Below are 17,500 nucleotides of genomic sequence, written 5' to 3'. Positions count from 1 at the left end.
GCCGCCAGTTGCAGCGCCCGAATAGGCGACACCCGCTCGCGCAGCAGCACCGGCAGCACTCCCGGCAGGCGGGTCAGAAACAGCAGCAGCGCCGCCCGCTCGAAGGTTCCGGCCCGCGCTGCCAGCGGCGATCCACGCAGCACCAGAGGCAAGCCGTTGAGTTCGGTCAGGACCACCAGATTGGGCTGAGTCGGGTGCAGGTGCGGGCGGGCCATCTCCAGTTGCGAGCGCATCCAACTCCGGAACGCATCGGCACTGACGAAATCGTCGGCGCTCCATTTGGGCTGCACGGCAAGAGCGCGAAAGGTGCGCGGGGCGGTGGGCTGGGGCATAGGGGCAGGGTAGCGGATCGGGGGCGCTCTACGCCGTGAGGGAGGAGTGGGAAAAGATTGGTAGCAGCGGGATGCACAAGCGTTTTAGAGATTCACAGCCCTAGCGGCGCGGCCCCCCACGCCAGCCGATCAGCTTCAGCACGATGACGGCAGGGACGGCGAGGATGGCCAGCACCGCGTTCCAGACAGCCGCGGTGATGCTGGGCAACACGTCGGGCGTGGCGGACTGGGTGAACCTGGAGAACACTGAGGGCAACTGCGGCAGCGGGCGGCCCAACACGCGGCGCGGCGGGCGGGCGGCCTTCGGTGCGCCGCTTTCCACCTCTTGCGTGCTGGGAGCAGCATCGATCTGGGCACCCTGCGCGGCCAGTTGCTGCTTTTTGGCGACGTTGGAGGCCCCGCCTGCCCGCGTGCCGTACTTCTGGGAATAGACCCACGTCACTTCCGCGCCAAAAAAGAAAATCATGCTGGAGTAATAGATCCACAGCAGCAAGATGACCAGCGAACTGGCCGCCCCGAATACGCTGCCGGGAGCGGCGCGGCCCAGATACAGGCCGATCAGCAACTGGCCCAGCGTGAACATCAGTGCGGTCACCGCGCCGCCGACCCACACGTCTTTCCACTGCAATTTGACGCTGGGGAGCAGCTTGTAGACGCTGGCAAACACAGGTGTCAGCAGCAGTAGCGAGAGCACGAACGTGCCCACCCGCACAAAAAAAGCGCCTGCACCGATCAGGTCGCCCAGACGTTCGGCCACTGCCGAAAGGTAGGTATTGCCCACCAGAAAAGCAATGATCAGCACGCCAAAACTGAGGACCAGAACAAACGACACCAGCCTTGATCCGATGACCGCCAGCGGCCCCACGGGTGGCCCCGGTTCTGCACCCCACAGGCTGTTCAGCGCGTCCTGAAGCTGCACGAACAGGCCCGTTGCGCCCAGAAAGAGAGTGGCAAACCCGATGCTGGTGGCGATGACGCTGGACTTTTGCAGGGCGTCGTCTTTGGGAATCAGGGTCTCCACGAATGCCACGGCATCGGCACCGATGTTCTGGCTCAGGAAGCTGAACAACTGCTCCTGTACGTCCACATTCGCCAAAAAACGGCTGGCGACGGCCAGAGCAAAAAACAGCATCGGGGCCACCGCAAAAATGGCGTAGTAGGCGATGGCGGCGGCCAGCCGGGGCGCTTTATCCTGCCCAAACGCCAGCGCCGATTCGCGGATCAGGGTGAACAGGTCGGCCAGCGTGAGGGCGGGTTTCACGGGCGCAGTGTAGAGCAGGGGCTACCTGCTGGCGTTGAGCAACTGGTCATTCTGGCGTTTACTGCCCTGCCCCGAACTTCCCGGCCCACCACCTCAGCGTGTTACCGTCGCGGATCAGCAGATGCCTGCCGTCTGGGGCAAAGGCGACCTGAGGCACGGGGCGCGGATGTCCACAGCCGACAAATCGGGTCAGGCCCGTGCCGAACGCGGCGGGCAAAGACAATTCCTGCCGGGTCCGGAGGTCGGCCAGGCGCACACCGTACAGCATGCCGCCGCAGCCGTCGCCGCTCTGCTCGGTCAGCAGGACGTGGCGGCGACTGGGGGCAAAGTCGACCACGCCGAGGCCCCGGTAGACGTTCAGGGCACGCGGCGAGAGGGTCAGTGGTGGGCTGGCCTGCCCACTGCGGGCATCGGTGAGCCAGAGCTTCAGCGCCTGCACCTCGGTCTGACCGGGAAGGGCGACCCCTCTGGCCCGCAAGACCGTCTGACCGTCCGGGCTGGAAATGGTGGCGGTTTCCGGCCCCCACGCCTCCTGCCAGCGCAGGCCGCCCGCGAGGTTCAGCACACTCAGGCGCGACTGCAACGGGCCAGAGACGGCAGAGCGCCGGGTATCTTCGCGCAGCAGCAGACTGAACACGGGCAGGCTGTAGCGGCTGCCTTCCGGGAGGGCGGGCAGGGGCAGGGGCCTGAGCTGACCGCCCGTCCCCAGTTGCCAGGCCAGCGTACGTTCTCCGCCCAGTGCAGCGTCATTGGCCCGCGCCGACAGCACGCCGCCCGCAGAAAAAGACAGAGCACCGAGCCTCAGCCCCGGCAAGGGCAACGTCTGCCGGAGCCTTCCCGTGCTGTCCAGCAGGTAGAGCGCTCCCGGCAGCGCGAGGGCAAAACGTCCGGCGTCGGCGGTGGCGGCGAGGGCGTCAGGAACGCCCGGAACGGCAAAACGCCACCGCGCCCTTCCCCCGGCCAGCGGAACTTCCCGGCCTGCCCGGTCCAGCAAACTGAGTGCCCCGGCCCCGCCGCCCACGCTGAGCGCCACCGCTGCTCGCCCGCTGCTGGCAGCACTGCCTGACAGGGGCAACCACGCCACCACCGCCCGCCCCAGCGCCCGCACAAACTGCCCATCGCTGATCCGGCGCACCTCGGGCACGCTGCCGCCGCGCACTGTCAGCCACAGGCGGCCATCGGGAGAAGGCACCGCACCCACCAGCCCAGCCGTGGCGGGAAGTTTCCAGAGAGCACGTCCGGTCAGGGCGTCCCGCAGGGCCACGGCCTGTCCGCCGCCTACCGCGCCACCCGTCGCGGAGTCTTGCAGGGCCGTGGCGGTCAGCAGACGTGAATTGCCCACCCAGCGCAGGTCGGGCGCGGCATCTTCGGCCAGCGTGATCCCCGGCAACGGCCAAGAGACCCGCTTGCCACCCTTGCGCTGCACCACATCCACATACGCCGCGCCCGCACCCCAGCCGGGCCGGGGCAGCACCAACCGCAAGACCGCCGTGCGCGAACCGTCGGGAGAAGGCACCACCCGCAGCACCTCGCCGCGCGGCAGGGTCACGGTGCTGGAAGGAATCCGGCGACTCTCTGCACTCCCCTGCCCCTGCGCTACCAGTGCGCCCAGCACCAACCTTGAGCCATCGGGGGGCGGCGCTGGACGGGTCGTGATCGTCTCTCCTGTCGCGGGATTCTTGAACGTCAGTTCCAATGGAGGCGTCGGGGGGGCGGTCTGGCCCACCTCTATCCTGTCCTGCACGCGCTCTCCTGCCCCCCGTCCCAGCACGGTGCAGCCTCTGGGCACCGCCTCCGAAGAGGGGCAGGGATCGCCCAGCACGCGCCGTCCATCTGAAGTCAGGACAAACGCGGTGCGGTAGGGCCGGGCGTTCTGCACGCCAGTGACCCGCACCAGCAGGCCCGACGCCGACCCCGGTAGACCCTCCGGCACGGTGCCGTCCAGAAACAGGCGCGGGCCATTGACCGGATCACGCGCTCCCGGCACAGAGGCGGGCGGCCACACGGTCTGGCGAGACAGAGAGCGGCCCGTGGACACGTTCCAGCGGTAAAGCACCTGTGCCCCATCCAGCGTGTACGCCGTGCCGTCCGGCCCCCACGCCACCCCGCCCACTGGACCGCCAATATCGCCCGCCTGCCCGAAGGTGCCCGCCGCGTGCCCGATGACCTGCGCCGCGCCGTGCGGCAAAACAGGTGCTGTGGTGGTCTGGGCGAATGTCTGGCCCAGCATCAGCAGAGGGAGCAGCAACGGCAGTGGGCGCATGAAAGGAGCGTAGAGCATCGCAACGGTGCCTGGCTGTTGAGTTTAGGGGGTCGGGTGGGCGAGTGGCAGTCTGAGGGTCAGGGGCAATGACTTTGGATAGGGCTGGCATTTCTGCTCGGAACATTTCCCGGAAGTAGGACGTGGGATGTGAGCAGCAGGAAAGGTGTTCTGGATGGCCTTTAGGTTTGTCTTTCCGGTGCTGCTGTTCTGTTCAATGCTCTGGACCCCTGAACCCTCAGACGCCCCCCTTGCGCCCTGCTAGCCTCAGGCCATGCGGCCCATCCCACCCGGCTTTACCCAGACCCTCACCGTGCAGGTCACGGACGCCATGACGGTGCAATTTGAAGAACTCGGCGCGGTGCATCCCGTGTACGCGACCTACTGGATGGCGCGGCATTTTGAGGAGGCGGGCCGCAAAATCATCCTGCCCTTTCTGGAAGAGGGCGAGGGCGGCATCGGCACACAGGTGGACGTGCAGCACACTGCCTCGGCCCTGCCCGGAATGACCGTGACCATCACCGCCACCTTCGAGCGCATGGAGGGACGCCGCGTGGTGTGCCGAATGCAGGCCGTGAACGCGCTGGGCGACGCTATCGGCACAGGCACGACCACCCAGATGGCGCTGCCCCAGGCCCGCATCGATGCCAACTTTGAAGGGCTGCGGGCGCGGTGGGCGGCAGTTCAGGCAGGTCAGACACCTTAAGTGTTCCTTTGGCCCTATCCCGCTATGCTAGGGAGATATGCCCGAACCGCTTCCCGTGTCCCGTTATTACGATGTCAAGCGCGATGAACAAGGTCAGCGCTACCTGGATGTGCGGGTCACGGGGTTGGCCCTGCTGCAAAATCCACTGCTGAACAAGACCACGGCCTTTACCCGGCAAGAAAGGCGAGAACTGGGCATAGAGGGCCTGATTCCGCCGCACACCAGCACCTTGCAGGAGCAAAAAGACCGCACCTATCTGCGCTACCTCCAGCAGACCACCGACCTCGGCAAGCACGAGTATCTGCGGGCGCTGCAAGACCGCAACGAGGTTCTGTTCTACGCGATGCTGGAAGACCACCTCGAAGAAATGTTGCCCATCCTGTACACGCCCACCGTGGGCGAGGCCGTGCGCGTGTTCTCGCACATCTACCGCTATCCACGCGGATTTGCCGTCAGCACCGAGGACATAGACCGCGCCGATGAACTGCTGGAAAACGTGCCCCTGAACGACGTGCGGATGATCGTCGCCACCGATTCCAGCGCCATTCTGGGCATCGGGGATCAGGGCTTCGGGGGCATGGCAATCAGCATTGGCAAGCTGAGCCTGTACACGGCGGCGGGCGGCGTGGGGCCAGACAAAACGCTGCCTGTGGAGCTGGATGTGGGCACAGACCGGCAGGATCTGATCGACGATCCGCTGTATCTGGGGGTTCACCACAAGCGCCTGACCGGGCCAGCCTACGACGAATTTCTGGACCGATTTGTGGAGGCGGTGTCGGCCCGCTACCCCAAAACCATTATTCAGTGGGAAGATTTTGCGCGTGGTACGGCCTTCCGGGTGCTGGAACGTTACCGCCGGGTGGTACCCAGCTTCAACGACGATATTCAGGGCACGGGCGCGATGGCCCTCGCCGGACTGGTGAGCGCGGCCCGCCTGAAAGGAGAGCGGCTGCAAGACCAGATCTTTGTGGTGGTCGGCGCGGGAGCGGGCGGAATCGGCGTTGCCAGCGCCATCCGCAGCGGCCTGATGCGCTCGGGCCTGAGCTTTGCCGATGCCAACGCGCATGTGTATGTGGTGGACCGTCACGGTCTGCTGATGCACGGGCAACCCGGTCTGGAAGAGCACCAGCTCAGCTTTGCCCGCCACGCCCCCGACCTGCTAGGCTGGAAGATCGAGGGAGAGTATCCGACCCTTCACGAAACGGTGGTCAATGCCCGCGCCACCGCCCTGCTGGGCCTGACCGGAGTGCCTGGACTGTTCCGGCAACACACCGTAGAAGCCATGCTGGAGCACACGCCCCGGCCCATCATCTTTCCGCTCAGCAACCCCACCAGCAACGTGGAAGCCCAGCCCGCCGACGTGATCCGCTGGACAGACGGGGCGGCGATTGTGGCGACGGGCAGCCCCTTTGCCGATATTCACCACGGCGACCAGATTTATCCGGTGGGGCAGGGCAACAACGCCTTTATTTTTCCGGGCCTCGGCTTCGGCGCGATCATCAGCCGCGCCCGCGAAATCACCGACGGCATGGTCATGGAAGCGGCGCAAACCCTGGCCGACGAAACCATTCCGCATGGCAACCGGGTGTATCCGCCCATCAGCCACATCCGGGAAGTGAGCGTGAAGGTGGCGGTGCGGGTGGCGCGGCAGGCCATCACCGACGGCGTGTGTGCCGAACGCCGAATTCGTACCATGACCGACGCACAACTCGAAAGCCTGATCCGCTCACGCATCTGGACGCCGGAGTATTTGCCGCTACGGAATCCGACAGGGGTGAAGTAAAAGAGTAAAAGCGTGAGTGGTGAGTGGTCAGTCGTGAGTGGGAAAGGCGGGAACGGCGCTCAAGCTTCTGGCTTTTGACCTTCCCACTCACCACTTCCCACTGACCACTGACCGTTTTTCCTACTGACCACTCACCGCTTTGGCATCCACGCCCGCCGTCAGTTCTCCCCCCGCCGCCGCCGTCACGGTCAGGGCGTCGGGGGCAACGGTTAACGCGGTCAGCTTCAGCGGGCCAACCGTGCCGCCCAGCCGGATTCCGGGTGTGGGCGCATACGGCAGACGGGCCTGAGCCTCGGCGCGGGCCTGATCCAGCCGGGGGCCGAGGTCGAAGCGGGCGGCGCGGGCCAGATACGCCTCGGCGCGGCTGTCGGCCAGCCAGCTCAGCACGCGGCCCGTGACTCCCTCGCGGTGGGTTTGCACCGTTACGCCACTCAGGGTCACGATTCGGCCCGTGTTGTCCAGTACGGGCGTGCCGGAGATGTCGGCGGTGGCATTCACGTTCAGGCCCAGCGCGGTGATGGTCAGGCTGGCCGTAACCAGCAACTTGGAACCCTTGGGCTGCACGGTCACGCGGTTGATACGGAGTTTGGGGCTGAGCGGCACGGGCAGCGGGAACACCTGCGCGGAGGCGGCGCGGGTAGCGACCTGAGACAGTTCGGCGTAGGGCAGGCGCACCGGCACGCTGAGTTGCACGCCGGAGGTGGAGGGCGCGGCCACATTCAGCGCGGGCAGCGGCGCGGAGGCCACAGCGGGCGCACGACCCAGCCCAGCGGTCAGGTCGAAAGCGGCCCCCACAGTCAATTTCAGGGCGTCCTCTGTAAAGCGAAAGGGCGACACACTCAGGCTGCGCGGCGTGACGCGGGCATAGGCGGGGTCGGCGGTGGGCAACGTCCACGGCTGCTGCGCCCTTGCCCACAGGGTTCCGGCACGGGTGCGGAGGTTTGCGCCCTCGCGCACGGCTTTGGCGACGTCGGCGGCCACCCTGTCCAGTTGGTCGCGTACCTGTCCATCGACCAGACTCTGCACGCTGACCCGCACGCCCTGAGTGAGTTCCACGCTCAGGGGGTCTGTCCAGGCGTAGTCGCCCGTGATTCTTGCCCCCGCCTCCCAGTCCGGCGTCACGAAGGGCGATACCCGCAGGCTGACAGTGGCCGCGCCGCCAAAATCGCGGGCCAGAAAGGAACCGATGCCCCCCGGAGTGGCCCGGAAATCGGCGCGAATCGGCACGCTGACGATCAGGGCGTCTCCTTCCGGCGCGGGCTTTACGCTGACGTGTCCGGCCCGCGTGACCGTGCCCGCCAACTGCACGCTGAGCAGGCCGCCCAAGAAGTTCTGGGTTTGCTGCACCCGCGCAAATTCGGCAGGCACCCGCGCATTGGCCGCGCCCTGCACCCCCGCCAGCGGCACGGTAATGGGCAGGCTCAAGCTAGACACGGCTTCGGCGGGCGCGGCACTCATAAACGCAGTCAACACGGCGGGCATGAGAAGGGATGAGAAGGCAGGGCGGCGCATAGGGATCAGGCTAGGGCGAGCGCGTGAGAACAGGTCAATCGCCGTACCCTGAGGCCCATGTGGACGCAACACGAATTGGCACTGAGGCCCATGCGCCGGGGTTTTCACCTGATCACGCGGGAGGTGGTGGCCGCCGTGCCGGAACTGGCAGGCACCGGCGTGGGCCTGCTGCATGTGTTTATTCGGCACACCTCGGCCAGCCTGACCCTGAATGAAAATGCCAGCCCGGACGTGCGGCGCGACTTCGAGCGGTACTTTAATCACGCCGTGCCCGATGGCTGGTCAGAGTACGAGCATACGCAGGAAGGCCCGGACGACATGGCCGCGCACATCAAAGCCAGTGTGCTGGGGCCGTCTTTGACGCTGCCAGTGCGGGCAGGCAGGCTGGCGCTGGGCACTTGGCAGGGAATTTATCTATGCGAACACCGAGATCAGGGCGGGGCCAGAAAACTGCTGCTGACGTTGCAGGGCGAGTGAGGGGTATCAGGCAGCCCAGCTACAGATTAAAGATTGCAAAAAATACAAGTATCCCCGGTACAAGCCCAAACACCACGCTCAACACACCCCAACCGATGATTTGGAAGCCAGTTTTCCAAGAGTTGGCCAGACTCAGAGCCACCAAACCGAAGGAGATCCAAGTCACAGCAACCAAGGAAAAAATTAACTCTGACCAAGTTTGCACCCCTTGTGGCCCGTTGGCGCCTCCCCATACGATGAGCATCACCACAAACGCTGGCACAAACATGGAAACGCCCGCAGCAGAGAGTCCAGTAGCCCACTGAGTGACCCTGATCCGTTTTATGCCCGATGAATGCCAGCCCACCCAGCCAAGCCAACAGGCGGCGATAACGGGAAGCAGCAGAGCCAGAGTGATCATGGCTTAAGCTGGCATAAGGCACCTGACCGAGCGATCAAACCGGGACGCGGTGAATCTTATCGGTCAGCCGCCCCACAAGCCGATCACTCCACCCGACACCGCCAGCCCCAGCACAAAGCCCAGCACGCCCAATCCGATGATCTGAAAGCGTACCGCCCACGAATCGGCCAGCACCAGCGCCACGGCCCCGAACACCAGCCACGCCACTGGAGGCAGGGTGATGGCCAGATCGGGCAGCGGCCCACCGCGTAGCGTGCCTGTGCCCACCGCAAACGCCACCGTATACGACATCAGCAGCATGGACGCGCCCGCAATAGAAAGGCCAGCCGCCAACATGACGACCCCTTCCCGCGCCGCGCCGGACGAATGCCAGCCTGTCCAGCCCAGCCAGAGGGCCGCCACCACCGTCAGCACCGCGTAGAGAGTCATGGGGTAGCGTAGCGCGTGGCAACAGCCCTGGCAGGCAGACTGGGACGCGGTAAATCCCGGTTTTCTCTGTTGCCCAATACGCCACTTTGCCGATGCCCCGGCCCCGGCCATCCGCTAAACTCCCTATACGATGATCAAGTTCCTGAAGTGATTGCACACGTTTACCTGCGGCTCCCTCGGATATTCTGAGGCGATGCCCGGACGTGTGCTGTGCCCCGCCCCGCGAACGCTGTTCCGGTGGCCTTCAGGCGGCTTCGAGTCATGATCCAGAAGCCAGAAGTGCTGAACATGCCAGTGATGGCTGCCAACTGCGCCCAAGCGGGGCCTGTCCCACGTCTTACCCCACACTCTCCCCCACAGGTTTCCACTGCCTTCCCAGCTTTCCAGAAGAGCGCCGGAAAGCCGTCCATTTCGTGAAAACCTTTCTCTCCCCACTCGCTCCACTCGGTTTGAATCTAGAATTCAGACGGGATTTTCAAGGAAGTGACCACACATAGATAAAGTCCTAGGTAATATCTCCGGCCTGCGTCCTGCACAACTGAAATCACTGAGCAACCTGTACCGCCGCCGCATCGAGCCGGGGCGCGTCGGGTCGCCGGAACTGGCCCGCAATCTGGCCGAACTGGCCTTCGATATTCGCCGTGAAGTGAGCGTGCTGATCGATCGCCGGGGCCGCGTGATCAGCGTGTCGGTGGCCGATGCCAAAGCCGCCGAACTGCCCGAACTGCGAATGGGCGAAAACCGCCTGGCCGGATTTCATCTGCTGCACGCGCACCCCAAAGGCGGCGGCCTCAGCAAGGGCGACCTCTCGACCCTGTTCTTGAAACGGCTGGACGCCATGAGCGCCATCGAGGTGCGGGCGACCAACGGTGAGGGCCAGCCCGGACTGGTGCACACGGCACACCTGACCCCACCCGGTACGGTGGGCGAGGAAGAAGACTGGCGCATCCTGCCGCCTGTGCCGTCCTTTCAGATCGACGATTTTGATCTGGGGGCGCAGGTGTCGGCGCTGGAAGAAGAAATTGCGCGGGCCGCCCGCACCCGGCAGGCCACCAAAGACCGTGAACGGGCCATTCTGGTGCAGATCGATCAGGGCGAATTCGATGCCGAAGAACGCCTTGCCGAGTTGGCTGAACTGGCCCGCACTGCTGGCGCAGACGTGGTTCACAAGGAACTGGTCTTCCGACGCAACCTGAAACCCGGCACGCTGGTGGGCGCGGGCAAGCTGGAAGAACTGACCAGCCGCGCCTATCACCTCGACGCCGAACTGCTGATTTTTGGGCAGGAACTGGGGCCAGCGCAGGCCCGCGAAATCGAGGCCGCCACAGGTCTGAAGATCGTGGACCGCACGCAACTGATTCTGGATATTTTCGCGCTGCACGCACAGGGCGTGGAGTCGCGCCTACAGGTGGAACTGGCGCAACTGCGCTACATGAAACCCCGGTTGCTGGGGGCGGGCGCACAGCTCTCGCGCATCGGCGGGGGCGGGGGCAGCGCGGCGGGCGGGGCCATCGGCACACGCGGCCCCGGCGAAACCAAGCTGGAGCTGGATCGCCGCCGCATCAATGACCGCCTGAGCTTTCTGGAAAAGCAACTGGAAAATGTGGCGATGCGCCGCGAAGAACGCCGCAAACAACGCTCGCGCAACGAGGTTCCGGTCATTTCTATCGTGGGCTACACCAACGCGGGCAAATCCACGCTGCTGAACGCCTTTACGCACGCTGCCGAGGAACCGCGCAAGGTGCTGGCCGAAAACAAACTGTTTGCCACGCTGCGGCCCACCAGCCGTCAGGGATTTATCGAGGGCATCGGGCCAGTGGTTCTCACCGATACGGTGGGCTTTATCCGCGACCTGCCCAAAGACCTCACGCGGGCCTTCCGGTCTACGCTGGAAGAAATCGGAGACGCCGACGTGCTGCTGCATGTTCTGGACGCCGCCAGCCCCGGCGCGGATACCCGCTTCGACGCCGTGAACCGCATTCTGGAAGACCTCGGCTTCCGCGAGATGCCCACGGTGGTGGCCCTCAACAAAGCCGACGCCACCGACGAGGCCACCCTGACCCGGGAACAGGGCCGCATTCTGGACAGCGTGGGCGAAGAAACCCCCTCCATTCCGACCAGCGCCCTGAACAACCGGGGCCTGAACGAACTGCGCGAAGCCCTTGCAGACGCGATTGGCCGCGTGCAGCGCGAAGAGTTGGCGGTCAGAGAGGAAACGCGGGAACGGGCGGCAGAGTGGCGGTAAAGCGGGTGTAGGGCGTGGGTGAGTTGTTTCCACGATCTACGATCCACCCTCCAGCTTTTGACCTTCCCACTCACTACTGACCACTCCCCACTCACAGTCCCTCCACCTTTTGACTGTCGCAGCCTGACCCCCCATCGGTCAGGCTGCGTTCTTCTATGTGGCGTTCCCGGTTGGCCTGGTTCTATCTGGTAGTGGTGGCCCTCGCGTGGGCCTTGGGCGAGTGGGGAGCCGAGGCCAGCGTGCCCACGCTGCTGCTGGCGTATCTTCCGGCGGTGGTGTGGGTGCTGCCTGCGCTGCCCGTGCTGGGCTGGACACTGATTCGGCGGGGTGGTCGGCGGCGGGGCTGGGGCACGGCGGTGCTGGCGGGTGGGCTGGCCGTGTGGGGTGCGGGGCTGACAGACGGCGCATTTGCCTCCACTCCAGCCAGCTCCGCCGATCCCCTGCGGGTCGTGACCTTCAACACGGCGCGGGGCGGGCGCACCAGCCCGGAGCGCATGGCCGCCCACCTTCAGGCCCTGAATGCCGACGTGTTGCTGCTGCAAGAAACCCGCTTTCTGCGCCCCGGCTACCGCGCCGCGCTTCTCTCGGGTCTGCCCGGTTATGCGGTGCATTCGGCAGGCGAGGTGATGACCCTGATCTCATTGAAACAGTCGCGCCTGTCCGTGCTGGATACGCGGGCGTTCGCGGCTCCCGGCAGCACCCGCCAGTACCTGCAAACCACGCTGAACTGGCGGGGCCAACGCCTGCGCGTGATCAACGTGCATCTGAATACGGTGCTGCTGTCGAGCACGCTGAGGGGCGACTGGGAGGGTGTGCGGGTGATGCGCGACGTGCGGGCCGAACAGGTGGGATTGCTGGAACAGGTCGCCGCACAGGAGTCTGGGCCGCTGCTGCTGGCGGGCGACCTGAACACCCCGCCGCGTGGCCGCCTGTACCGCCGCCTGATCCGCGCCGTTGGCCCCGATGCCCATGATCAGGCCGGAAAAGGGCCGGGGTGGACGTTTCCCAGTCTGTACCTGCGGATAGATCACGCGCTGGCACGCGGGCTAAAGCCTGTGCGGGTGCAGGTGCAGGCCAACGCGGGCAGCGATCATCTGCCGCTATTGGTGGAATACACGCCCACCCAGGCCGGAGAATAGAGAATTGATAAGTGTGTCAACTCACGGTTGTAATAAACTCGGCCTATGACGCTGCATTCTGCCCCAGACACCACAGGCGTCCCTGCACAGCCACAACCACACTCCACCGAGGCCACACTGATCTTCAACTCGAAGGCGGGCAGCAGCGAGCGGGCCAGCCCCGATCATCTGGTGGAGGGGCTGACCGGCATCGGCTATCACCCCATTTACCGTGCCACTGCCAGTGCCAAAGACATCGAGGAAGCCCTGGCAGGGGCGCAGGGCACTATTTTCGTGGCAGGCGGCGACGGCACGTTGCGGGCTGTGGCCCTGCACCTGCTGGCCCGCCCCGACTCCGAGCGGGCGGCGCTGCGGCTGGGCGTGATTCCTATGGGAACAGCGAACAACGTGGCCCGTACCCTGGGCGTGCTGGGCAATCCGCTGGACGTGATCCGGGCCTACGCGGGCGCACAGGTCGTGCCCTTCGATGTGGGCCGCGTGCAGGCTCCCTGGGGCCACGACCTGTTTTTGGAGGCATGCGGCTGCGGCCTGTTTGCCGACGTGCTGGCCGAATACGGCTCGGAGAATGACAAGAGCGTGCTGCGGGGCGTCCAGGCGATGCTCAGGGCCATTCCGGGCTTCGCACCACCCAGCATCTCGCTGACGCTGGACGGGCACAGGTATCCCGACGATGCCTACACCATTCTGGAAGTGATGAACACCACCGCCACTGGCCCCACCCTGCGCTTTTCGACGCATGCCGACCCCACAGAGGGCACTCTGGACGTGATCCGGGTGGCCCACCGTGACCGGGAAGGCATGTTGGCTTACGTCACGTCGCTGCTGAACGACACTTTTGAAGACCGTCCCAGCGTGCAGAGCAGCGACGCAGGCGTGACCGAGATTGGCAATGTGGGCCAGATTTTTCATGTGGACGGCGAAACCCGGCAGGCTGCACCCGGCGGCGTGGTGCGGGTGGAGGCGTGGGCCGGGGCACTTCAGATGCTGCGGCCCGTGCCAGCCGCCAAAGAATGACAGGCACCGTATTGGCTCATCCGGTGTTCGGCAACGCGGCATCAATGAGGATCGACCTGCACATGCACACCGAGGTCAGCCACGACTGCCGCACCCGGCTACGCGATATTCCGGCCTGGATGTTGTCCAGCAATACCCGCACCATTGCCGTGACCGACCACGACCAGCAGCGCGGCGGACCCGAACTGGCCGCCATCGTGGCCGATCTGGGCCTGTCCGACCGCCTGAATATCATCGCGGGCGAGGAAGTGACCACCGCTGAGGGCGAACTGATCGGCCTGTTTCTGACCGAACGCATTCCGCCGCGCCTTTCGCCTGAAGACACCGTGCAGGCCATCCACGATCAGGGCGGGCTGGTGATGCTTCAGCACGGCTTCGATCCCCTGAAGCGCTACCGCCTGAAGCCCGAAGCCACCGCCCGGATTGCCGACTCTATCGACATCGTCGAGGTCTTCAATTCGCGCCTGTCGCGGCCCCACTGGAACCGGGTGGCGGCGACGTGGGCACAGGAACGCAGCCTGCCCGTGTGCGCTGGCAGCGACGCCCACACGCTGCAAGACATCGGGGAAGCGTGGGTGGCCGCTCCGTTCAGGCCCATACATACCCCCGCCGATCTGCTGGCTGCCCTGAGCGTGGGCACTGTCGGCGGGCGCTGGACGCATCCCGTGCAGGCCTACGGGCGCAAGCAATGGCGGGTGCTGCGGGGGAGAATGGGCCGTTAGCGAGATAACGCCCTAGACCCCTCAGCTCTGGATAATCAGCCCTAAGCCGGGAAAAGTGCCGATTTTGATCAAGTGCCGCCCCCCACCAGTCATACGGGTGAGGGATTCATGGCCCATGACTGAGATCCCTACTTCACCCCTGGTGTCCATCCAAATACTGCTGCATTCCCGTAGCCGCTGGATCTCACCGTCTGTACCTGCGCGGCCAGTGAGGGGTATCCGGCCCCCACCTGCAGGCCCGGCCACACCAGTTGGCGCTGCGGGAATTGCAGGAGGGCCAGCCGGGTCAGGGCAGGATAGGGCGTGTACAGCATGGGCATGGCGGCCTCCAGCCCCGGCCAGACCTCCCAATGTTGCAGCGGGTCGTGCAGGTAGAACACGGCGGCGCTGATCAGGCCGCGCCCGCCCGATGCCCGGTAGGTACTGGTGAGGGTTCCGGCCAGCTTCGTAATGAGGCCCGCCCGGTATTCCGTCCACAGTCGCCAGCCTTCAGATGTCGCTCCGCCCTCGTTCTGGCGCTTGAGGGTGCGGGCATCCAGCCCCGTCTGAGCAGCGAATCCAGCCAGAGCGGCAGGATGGTAGCCGAAGTCGGTTTCTCGCGGGTAACGCAGGTAGTCCAGATGCAGGCCCGCACCCGGATACATGGTCGCCACCTCACGGACAAGGGCGGTCAGGGTGGCCTGCACATCGGCGTCGGCGGGGTCTACAAAGCCCAATTTACTGAGGCTCAGGCTGGGGCGGCCATCCATGCTCAGGGTCGCCATGCTGTCTTTCCAGAGGGGCGTGACCGGAATACCAAAACTGGCATCAGGCCGCCAGTACAGCGTTTCTATCCATACGTTCACACGCGGGCCGCCCCGTGCCTGCACGTTCAGCGCCGTCTGCACCGCGTCGTAACTCAGCTTGCGCGGAAACTGCGTGCTGTTCCACGCCACGCGCCCATGATAAAAGCCTTCCAGCAGCACATCGGTAAATCCGGCGGTCTGGGCGGCGCTCAGGGTGCGTTCCAGTTCGGCAGCCGTTGCCGGAGGCCGCAACCAGAATGCTGTGCGGGCCGTGCCCGAAGCGGCAGTCGGGGCAGCACAGGCCGTCACACCGAAGGCCAGCAGGGAAGCCGAAAGGGAAGTGAGAACAGTGAGGCGCACGCTTCAGGCTAAGCCTTTTGCATGAGTGTCAGACCGCATGAACAGTCAGGCCCAGATCAGCACCAAAGTGTTGGACCTGCCGTCGCTGAGGGACTCTGGAGGCAGTGCCGCGAAGGACAGTGCGGCCAGAAAGTACCAGGGGGACCACAAACGCTGGGGCGTGCCGAAGTGCCGTGGGCCTCGTCAAGAACAGCAACGCCCCAAATTGGCAACCAGAATCACGCTCTCGCGGCTTGAGTGAGACAGTGACCGCCCGGCCCAACCTCTGGCGAGGCGCGAACTGAAACAAAAGAAGGCTAGCCCAGGCGGAGTCCCATAGCTGACAGCGAAAATAAGTGGAACTACGGTCAAGGGAGACCCGGCACCTGAGCAGTACGACACACACGTGGACGCACACTGAACGGACTTTTGGACGGCGGTTCGACTCCGCCCACCTCCACCACCCGCCCTGCCCTTCCCGGCAGGGTTTTTTATCAGCATTTTTATTTTGCTGGTATACTGCGCCCCGCAGTGTGTTCAGTGTTCGCTCACTGTGTTGGCCGGGATGGCGGAATCGGTAGACGCACCCGACTTAAAATCGGACGGAGCAATCCATACGGGTTCAAGTCCCGTTCTCGGCACCACCTTCACCCCCTCATCTTGTGGGGGTGTTGTGCTCTATCCGCCACCCCACCGGGCAAAATCAGGCAGGATGGGTTGATGAAGCTTCTGCTGGCTGCCCTCTGTGCCGTCGCCCTGACCTCTCCCCTGTTGCTGGCCGCCGCACAGCCCGCCAGCGCCCCTGCAAAGGCCACCATGACGCGTACCCTGGACATCACCGCCAATCAGACCGCCACCACCCTGACCGTGCAGGCAGGCGATGTGCTGCGCTTTCATCTGCCAACCCAGGCGGGCACGGGCTACAGCTGGCGGGCCGTGGAAGTCGAGGCGCAGTACCTGACCCTGATCGACAAAACCACCACGCCGCCCCCGGCCCAGCCTGCGGGAGCACCGGTGCGGGTCGGCGGCCCTGGCCCCTCCGTGACCTACGTGTATTACGTCAAAAAGTCGCTGACACAGGGCACAGCCCGCTTCGCGATTCCGGTGAGCTTTATAGAGACCGGGCCGGGGCAGAGTCCGGAATCTGTGCCGCTGCTGACCTACACCTTGACCTCTAAACCTCGGGTGCTAGGGGATCAAAGGCCGCCAAAGAACAAGGCCAAATTGTGAGCGGCAATTTTTCGGCAGACATGAGCGCGAATAGATCGGAAGGAATTGAGCTGCGGCAGCATCAACTGAAATGAACGATCCAGTCGAGAAAAAACCGCCTCAATGGTCTTTCTGACCCATCGCATGGCGCCCCACCAGGGGCGCGGTTGCTTCATGTTGCTCTTGGGTTGCGCGTAGACGCCACAGCCTTGATAGCCCCGATCACCGAGCACCAAGGCACCTTCGCCTGCGTTCAGGAGGGCACGCGCGAGGGGTGGATCGCTCTCATTTCCAGCAGCCAGAGCAAAGCGAACGATCATGCCATGATCGTCAATGATGGCATGCAGCTTGAACCCATAGAATCGACCTTTGACACCGTAACCCCCATGCCCACCGCGTCCACTGCCTGCCTCACTCATGGCTCGGGGTCGCGCGTAGCGCGTCCCCTTGCAGTGGACAAGCGGTTTGCTGTCAATGACGTACACGGTGTCGTCGTCGAAGTGGGGCAGTCTCAGCGCAAGGTCGGCGTAAATAGTTTCCAAATTCAACTGGATGCGCAGGTATCGACTGCGATCCGGTAAGCATGGAAACAGCGCCCGATACGTCGAACGCACTTGAGCCAACCATTTCTGCCCGGACACCTCACCGAGCAATTCCCCGACCAGTGCGATGGTCATCAGTTCGCTGTAACTCCCCTTCTGATTCGGTTCGTGGGGGAGCACAAATAAGCCGCTGCACGCAGCGGCTTGCACATAATCATCCACGTAGACGTAAATGAGGGTGAACAGGTCTTCAACGGTATTCTGGGCAAGCGGAAGTTCTTTGGTAGCCATACCGGAGCTTCCGCTTTCTCAGCTCCCCTGAGCTACCCCCTAGCACCCGAGGTT

General features: G+C 64.6%; 16 protein-coding genes and 1 tRNA gene (1 of these 17 cut by a window edge). 9 read left to right on the top strand and 8 right to left on the bottom strand.

Features of this window, described 5'->3' with window-relative positions:
• The 3 genes from F561_RS0112680 to F561_RS0112670 all read right to left on the bottom strand — a co-directional run.
• Positions 1-332, bottom strand: partial view of a nitrilase-related carbon-nitrogen hydrolase gene (locus F561_RS0112680; protein WP_019010344.1) — the 5' portion only. 955 nt of this gene lie to the left of the window's left edge; the window shows 332 of its 1,287 coding nt (coding positions 1-332); its start codon is at positions 330-332; the stop codon falls past the left edge of the window.
• Positions 333-432: 100 nt separating this feature from the next.
• Positions 433-1,593 (bottom strand): YihY/virulence factor BrkB family protein, encoded by a 1,161-nt coding sequence (locus tag F561_RS0112675; RefSeq protein ID WP_019010343.1) that lies wholly within the window; start codon positions 1,591-1,593, stop codon positions 433-435.
• Between the two features lie 58 nt (positions 1,594-1,651).
• The gene (locus tag F561_RS0112670) at positions 1,652-3,856 is read right to left on the bottom strand and encodes a WD40 repeat domain-containing protein (RefSeq protein ID WP_157451836.1); all 2,205 of its coding nucleotides are present in this window, start codon (positions 3,854-3,856) and stop codon (positions 1,652-1,654) included.
• 271 nt (positions 3,857-4,127) lie between these two features.
• On the opposite strand from F561_RS0112670, the gene F561_RS0112665 reads away from it, so the two are divergent.
• On the top strand, positions 4,128-4,559 hold the full coding sequence (locus tag F561_RS0112665) for a thioesterase family protein (protein ID WP_019010341.1): 432 nt from the start codon (positions 4,128-4,130) through the stop codon (positions 4,557-4,559).
• A gap of 37 nt (positions 4,560-4,596) precedes the next feature.
• Positions 4,597-6,342 carry an NAD-dependent malic enzyme gene (locus tag F561_RS0112660; protein ID WP_019010340.1) on the top strand — a complete coding sequence of 582 codons (1,746 nt, stop codon included), beginning with the start codon at positions 4,597-4,599 and terminating at the stop codon, positions 6,340-6,342.
• 120 nt (positions 6,343-6,462) lie between these two features.
• Here F561_RS0112660 and F561_RS0112655 read toward each other — a convergent pair whose 3' ends face one another.
• A complete protein-coding gene (locus F561_RS0112655) occupies positions 6,463-7,854 on the bottom strand; it encodes a DUF4403 family protein (RefSeq protein WP_026298865.1) in 1,392 nt (463 codons plus the stop codon).
• A 57-nt stretch (positions 7,855-7,911) separates the two neighbouring features.
• Between F561_RS0112655 and F561_RS0112650 the strand changes: the two genes are divergently transcribed.
• Positions 7,912-8,331 (top strand): secondary thiamine-phosphate synthase enzyme YjbQ, encoded by a 420-nt coding sequence (locus tag F561_RS0112650; protein WP_019010338.1) that lies wholly within the window; start codon positions 7,912-7,914, stop codon positions 8,329-8,331.
• Between the two features lie 19 nt (positions 8,332-8,350).
• On the opposite strand, the gene F561_RS0112645 is transcribed toward F561_RS0112650, so the two are convergent.
• Both F561_RS0112645 and F561_RS0112640 read right to left on the bottom strand, forming a co-directional pair.
• Positions 8,351-8,731, bottom strand: a complete 381-nt coding sequence (locus F561_RS0112645) for a hypothetical protein (protein ID WP_019010337.1) — start codon at positions 8,729-8,731, stop codon at positions 8,351-8,353.
• A 63-nt stretch (positions 8,732-8,794) separates the two neighbouring features.
• Entirely contained in the window at positions 8,795-9,160 is a 366-nt protein-coding gene (locus tag F561_RS0112640; RefSeq protein WP_019010336.1) for a hypothetical protein, read from the bottom strand.
• A gap of 493 nt (positions 9,161-9,653) precedes the next feature.
• Between F561_RS0112640 and hflX the strand changes: the two genes are divergently transcribed.
• The 4 genes from hflX to F561_RS0112620 all read left to right on the top strand — a co-directional run bounded on the left by hflX (position 9,654) and on the right by F561_RS0112620 (position 14,280).
• Positions 9,654-11,405, top strand: coding sequence for a GTPase HflX (gene hflX / locus F561_RS0112635; protein WP_026298864.1), 1,752 nt, complete (start codon positions 9,654-9,656; stop codon positions 11,403-11,405).
• 155 nt (positions 11,406-11,560) lie between these two features.
• Entirely contained in the window at positions 11,561-12,544 is a 984-nt protein-coding gene (locus tag F561_RS0112630; RefSeq protein ID WP_019010334.1) for an endonuclease/exonuclease/phosphatase family protein, read from the top strand.
• A gap of 45 nt (positions 12,545-12,589) precedes the next feature.
• A complete protein-coding gene (locus F561_RS0112625) occupies positions 12,590-13,558 on the top strand; it encodes a diacylglycerol/lipid kinase family protein (RefSeq protein ID WP_019010333.1) in 969 nt (322 codons plus the stop codon).
• Positions 13,555-14,280, top strand: a complete 726-nt coding sequence (locus F561_RS0112620) for a PHP-associated domain-containing protein (RefSeq protein WP_019010332.1) — start codon at positions 13,555-13,557, stop codon at positions 14,278-14,280. The genes F561_RS0112625 and F561_RS0112620 overlap by 4 nt, the downstream gene beginning before the upstream one ends.
• Positions 14,281-14,408: 128 nt before the next feature.
• Here the strand turns inward: F561_RS0112620 and F561_RS0112615 are convergent, their stop codons facing one another.
• The gene (locus F561_RS0112615; RefSeq protein ID WP_019010331.1) at positions 14,409-15,425 is read right to left on the bottom strand and encodes a glycoside hydrolase family protein; all 1,017 of its coding nucleotides are present in this window, start codon (positions 15,423-15,425) and stop codon (positions 14,409-14,411) included.
• 538 nt (positions 15,426-15,963) lie between these two features.
• Between F561_RS0112615 and F561_RS0112605 the strand changes: the two genes are divergently transcribed.
• Together F561_RS0112605 and F561_RS0112600 are read left to right on the top strand one after the other, a co-directional pair.
• Positions 15,964-16,048, top strand: a tRNA-Leu gene (locus tag F561_RS0112605).
• 76 nt (positions 16,049-16,124) lie between these two features.
• Positions 16,125-16,634: a protease inhibitor I42 family protein gene (locus F561_RS0112600; RefSeq protein WP_019010329.1), complete on the top strand. Its 510-nt coding sequence runs from the start codon at positions 16,125-16,127 to the stop codon at positions 16,632-16,634.
• Here F561_RS0112600 and F561_RS0112595 read toward each other — a convergent pair.
• Positions 16,601-17,446, bottom strand: a complete 846-nt coding sequence (locus F561_RS0112595; protein WP_019010328.1) for a transposase — start codon at positions 17,444-17,446, stop codon at positions 16,601-16,603. The genes F561_RS0112600 and F561_RS0112595 overlap by 34 nt on opposite strands.
• Positions 17,447-17,500: the final 54 nt, after the last annotated feature.

The sequence above is a fragment of the Deinococcus aquatilis DSM 23025 genome, from assembly GCF_000378445.1.
GTDB classification, from domain to species: domain Bacteria; phylum Deinococcota; class Deinococci; order Deinococcales; family Deinococcaceae; genus Deinococcus; species Deinococcus aquatilis.
This window is presented reverse-complemented; position numbering and strand designations above follow the sequence as displayed.

What these genes read in the sequence shown, in the direction of transcription:
- F561_RS0112665 (WP_019010341.1), top strand. Translation starts at nt 4,128, where the DNA reads ATGCGGCCCATCCCACCCGGCTTTACCCAGACCCTCACCGTGCAGGTC.
- F561_RS0112620 (WP_019010332.1), top strand. Translation starts at nt 13,555, where the DNA reads ATGACAGGCACCGTATTGGCTCATCCGGTGTTCGGCAACGCGGCATCA.
- F561_RS0112625 (WP_019010333.1), top strand. Translation starts at nt 12,590, where the DNA reads ATGACGCTGCATTCTGCCCCAGACACCACAGGCGTCCCTGCACAGCCA.
- F561_RS0112600 (WP_019010329.1), top strand. Translation starts at nt 16,125, where the DNA reads ATGAAGCTTCTGCTGGCTGCCCTCTGTGCCGTCGCCCTGACCTCTCCC.
- F561_RS0112670 (WP_157451836.1), bottom strand. Translation starts at nt 3,856, where the DNA reads ATGCGCCCACTGCCGTTGCTGCTCCCTCTGCTGATGCTGGGCCAGACA.
- F561_RS0112640 (WP_019010336.1), bottom strand. Translation starts at nt 9,160, where the DNA reads ATGACTCTCTACGCGGTGCTGACGGTGGTGGCGGCCCTCTGGCTGGGC.
- F561_RS0112595 (WP_019010328.1), bottom strand. Translation starts at nt 17,446, where the DNA reads ATGGCTACCAAAGAACTTCCGCTTGCCCAGAATACCGTTGAAGACCTG.
- F561_RS0112645 (WP_019010337.1), bottom strand. Translation starts at nt 8,731, where the DNA reads ATGATCACTCTGGCTCTGCTGCTTCCCGTTATCGCCGCCTGTTGGCTT.
- F561_RS0112650 (WP_019010338.1), top strand. Translation starts at nt 7,912, where the DNA reads ATGTGGACGCAACACGAATTGGCACTGAGGCCCATGCGCCGGGGTTTT.
- F561_RS0112660 (WP_019010340.1), top strand. Translation starts at nt 4,597, where the DNA reads ATGCCCGAACCGCTTCCCGTGTCCCGTTATTACGATGTCAAGCGCGAT.
- F561_RS0112630 (WP_019010334.1), top strand. Translation starts at nt 11,561, where the DNA reads ATGTGGCGTTCCCGGTTGGCCTGGTTCTATCTGGTAGTGGTGGCCCTC.
- F561_RS0112655 (WP_026298865.1), bottom strand. Translation starts at nt 7,854, where the DNA reads ATGCGCCGCCCTGCCTTCTCATCCCTTCTCATGCCCGCCGTGTTGACT.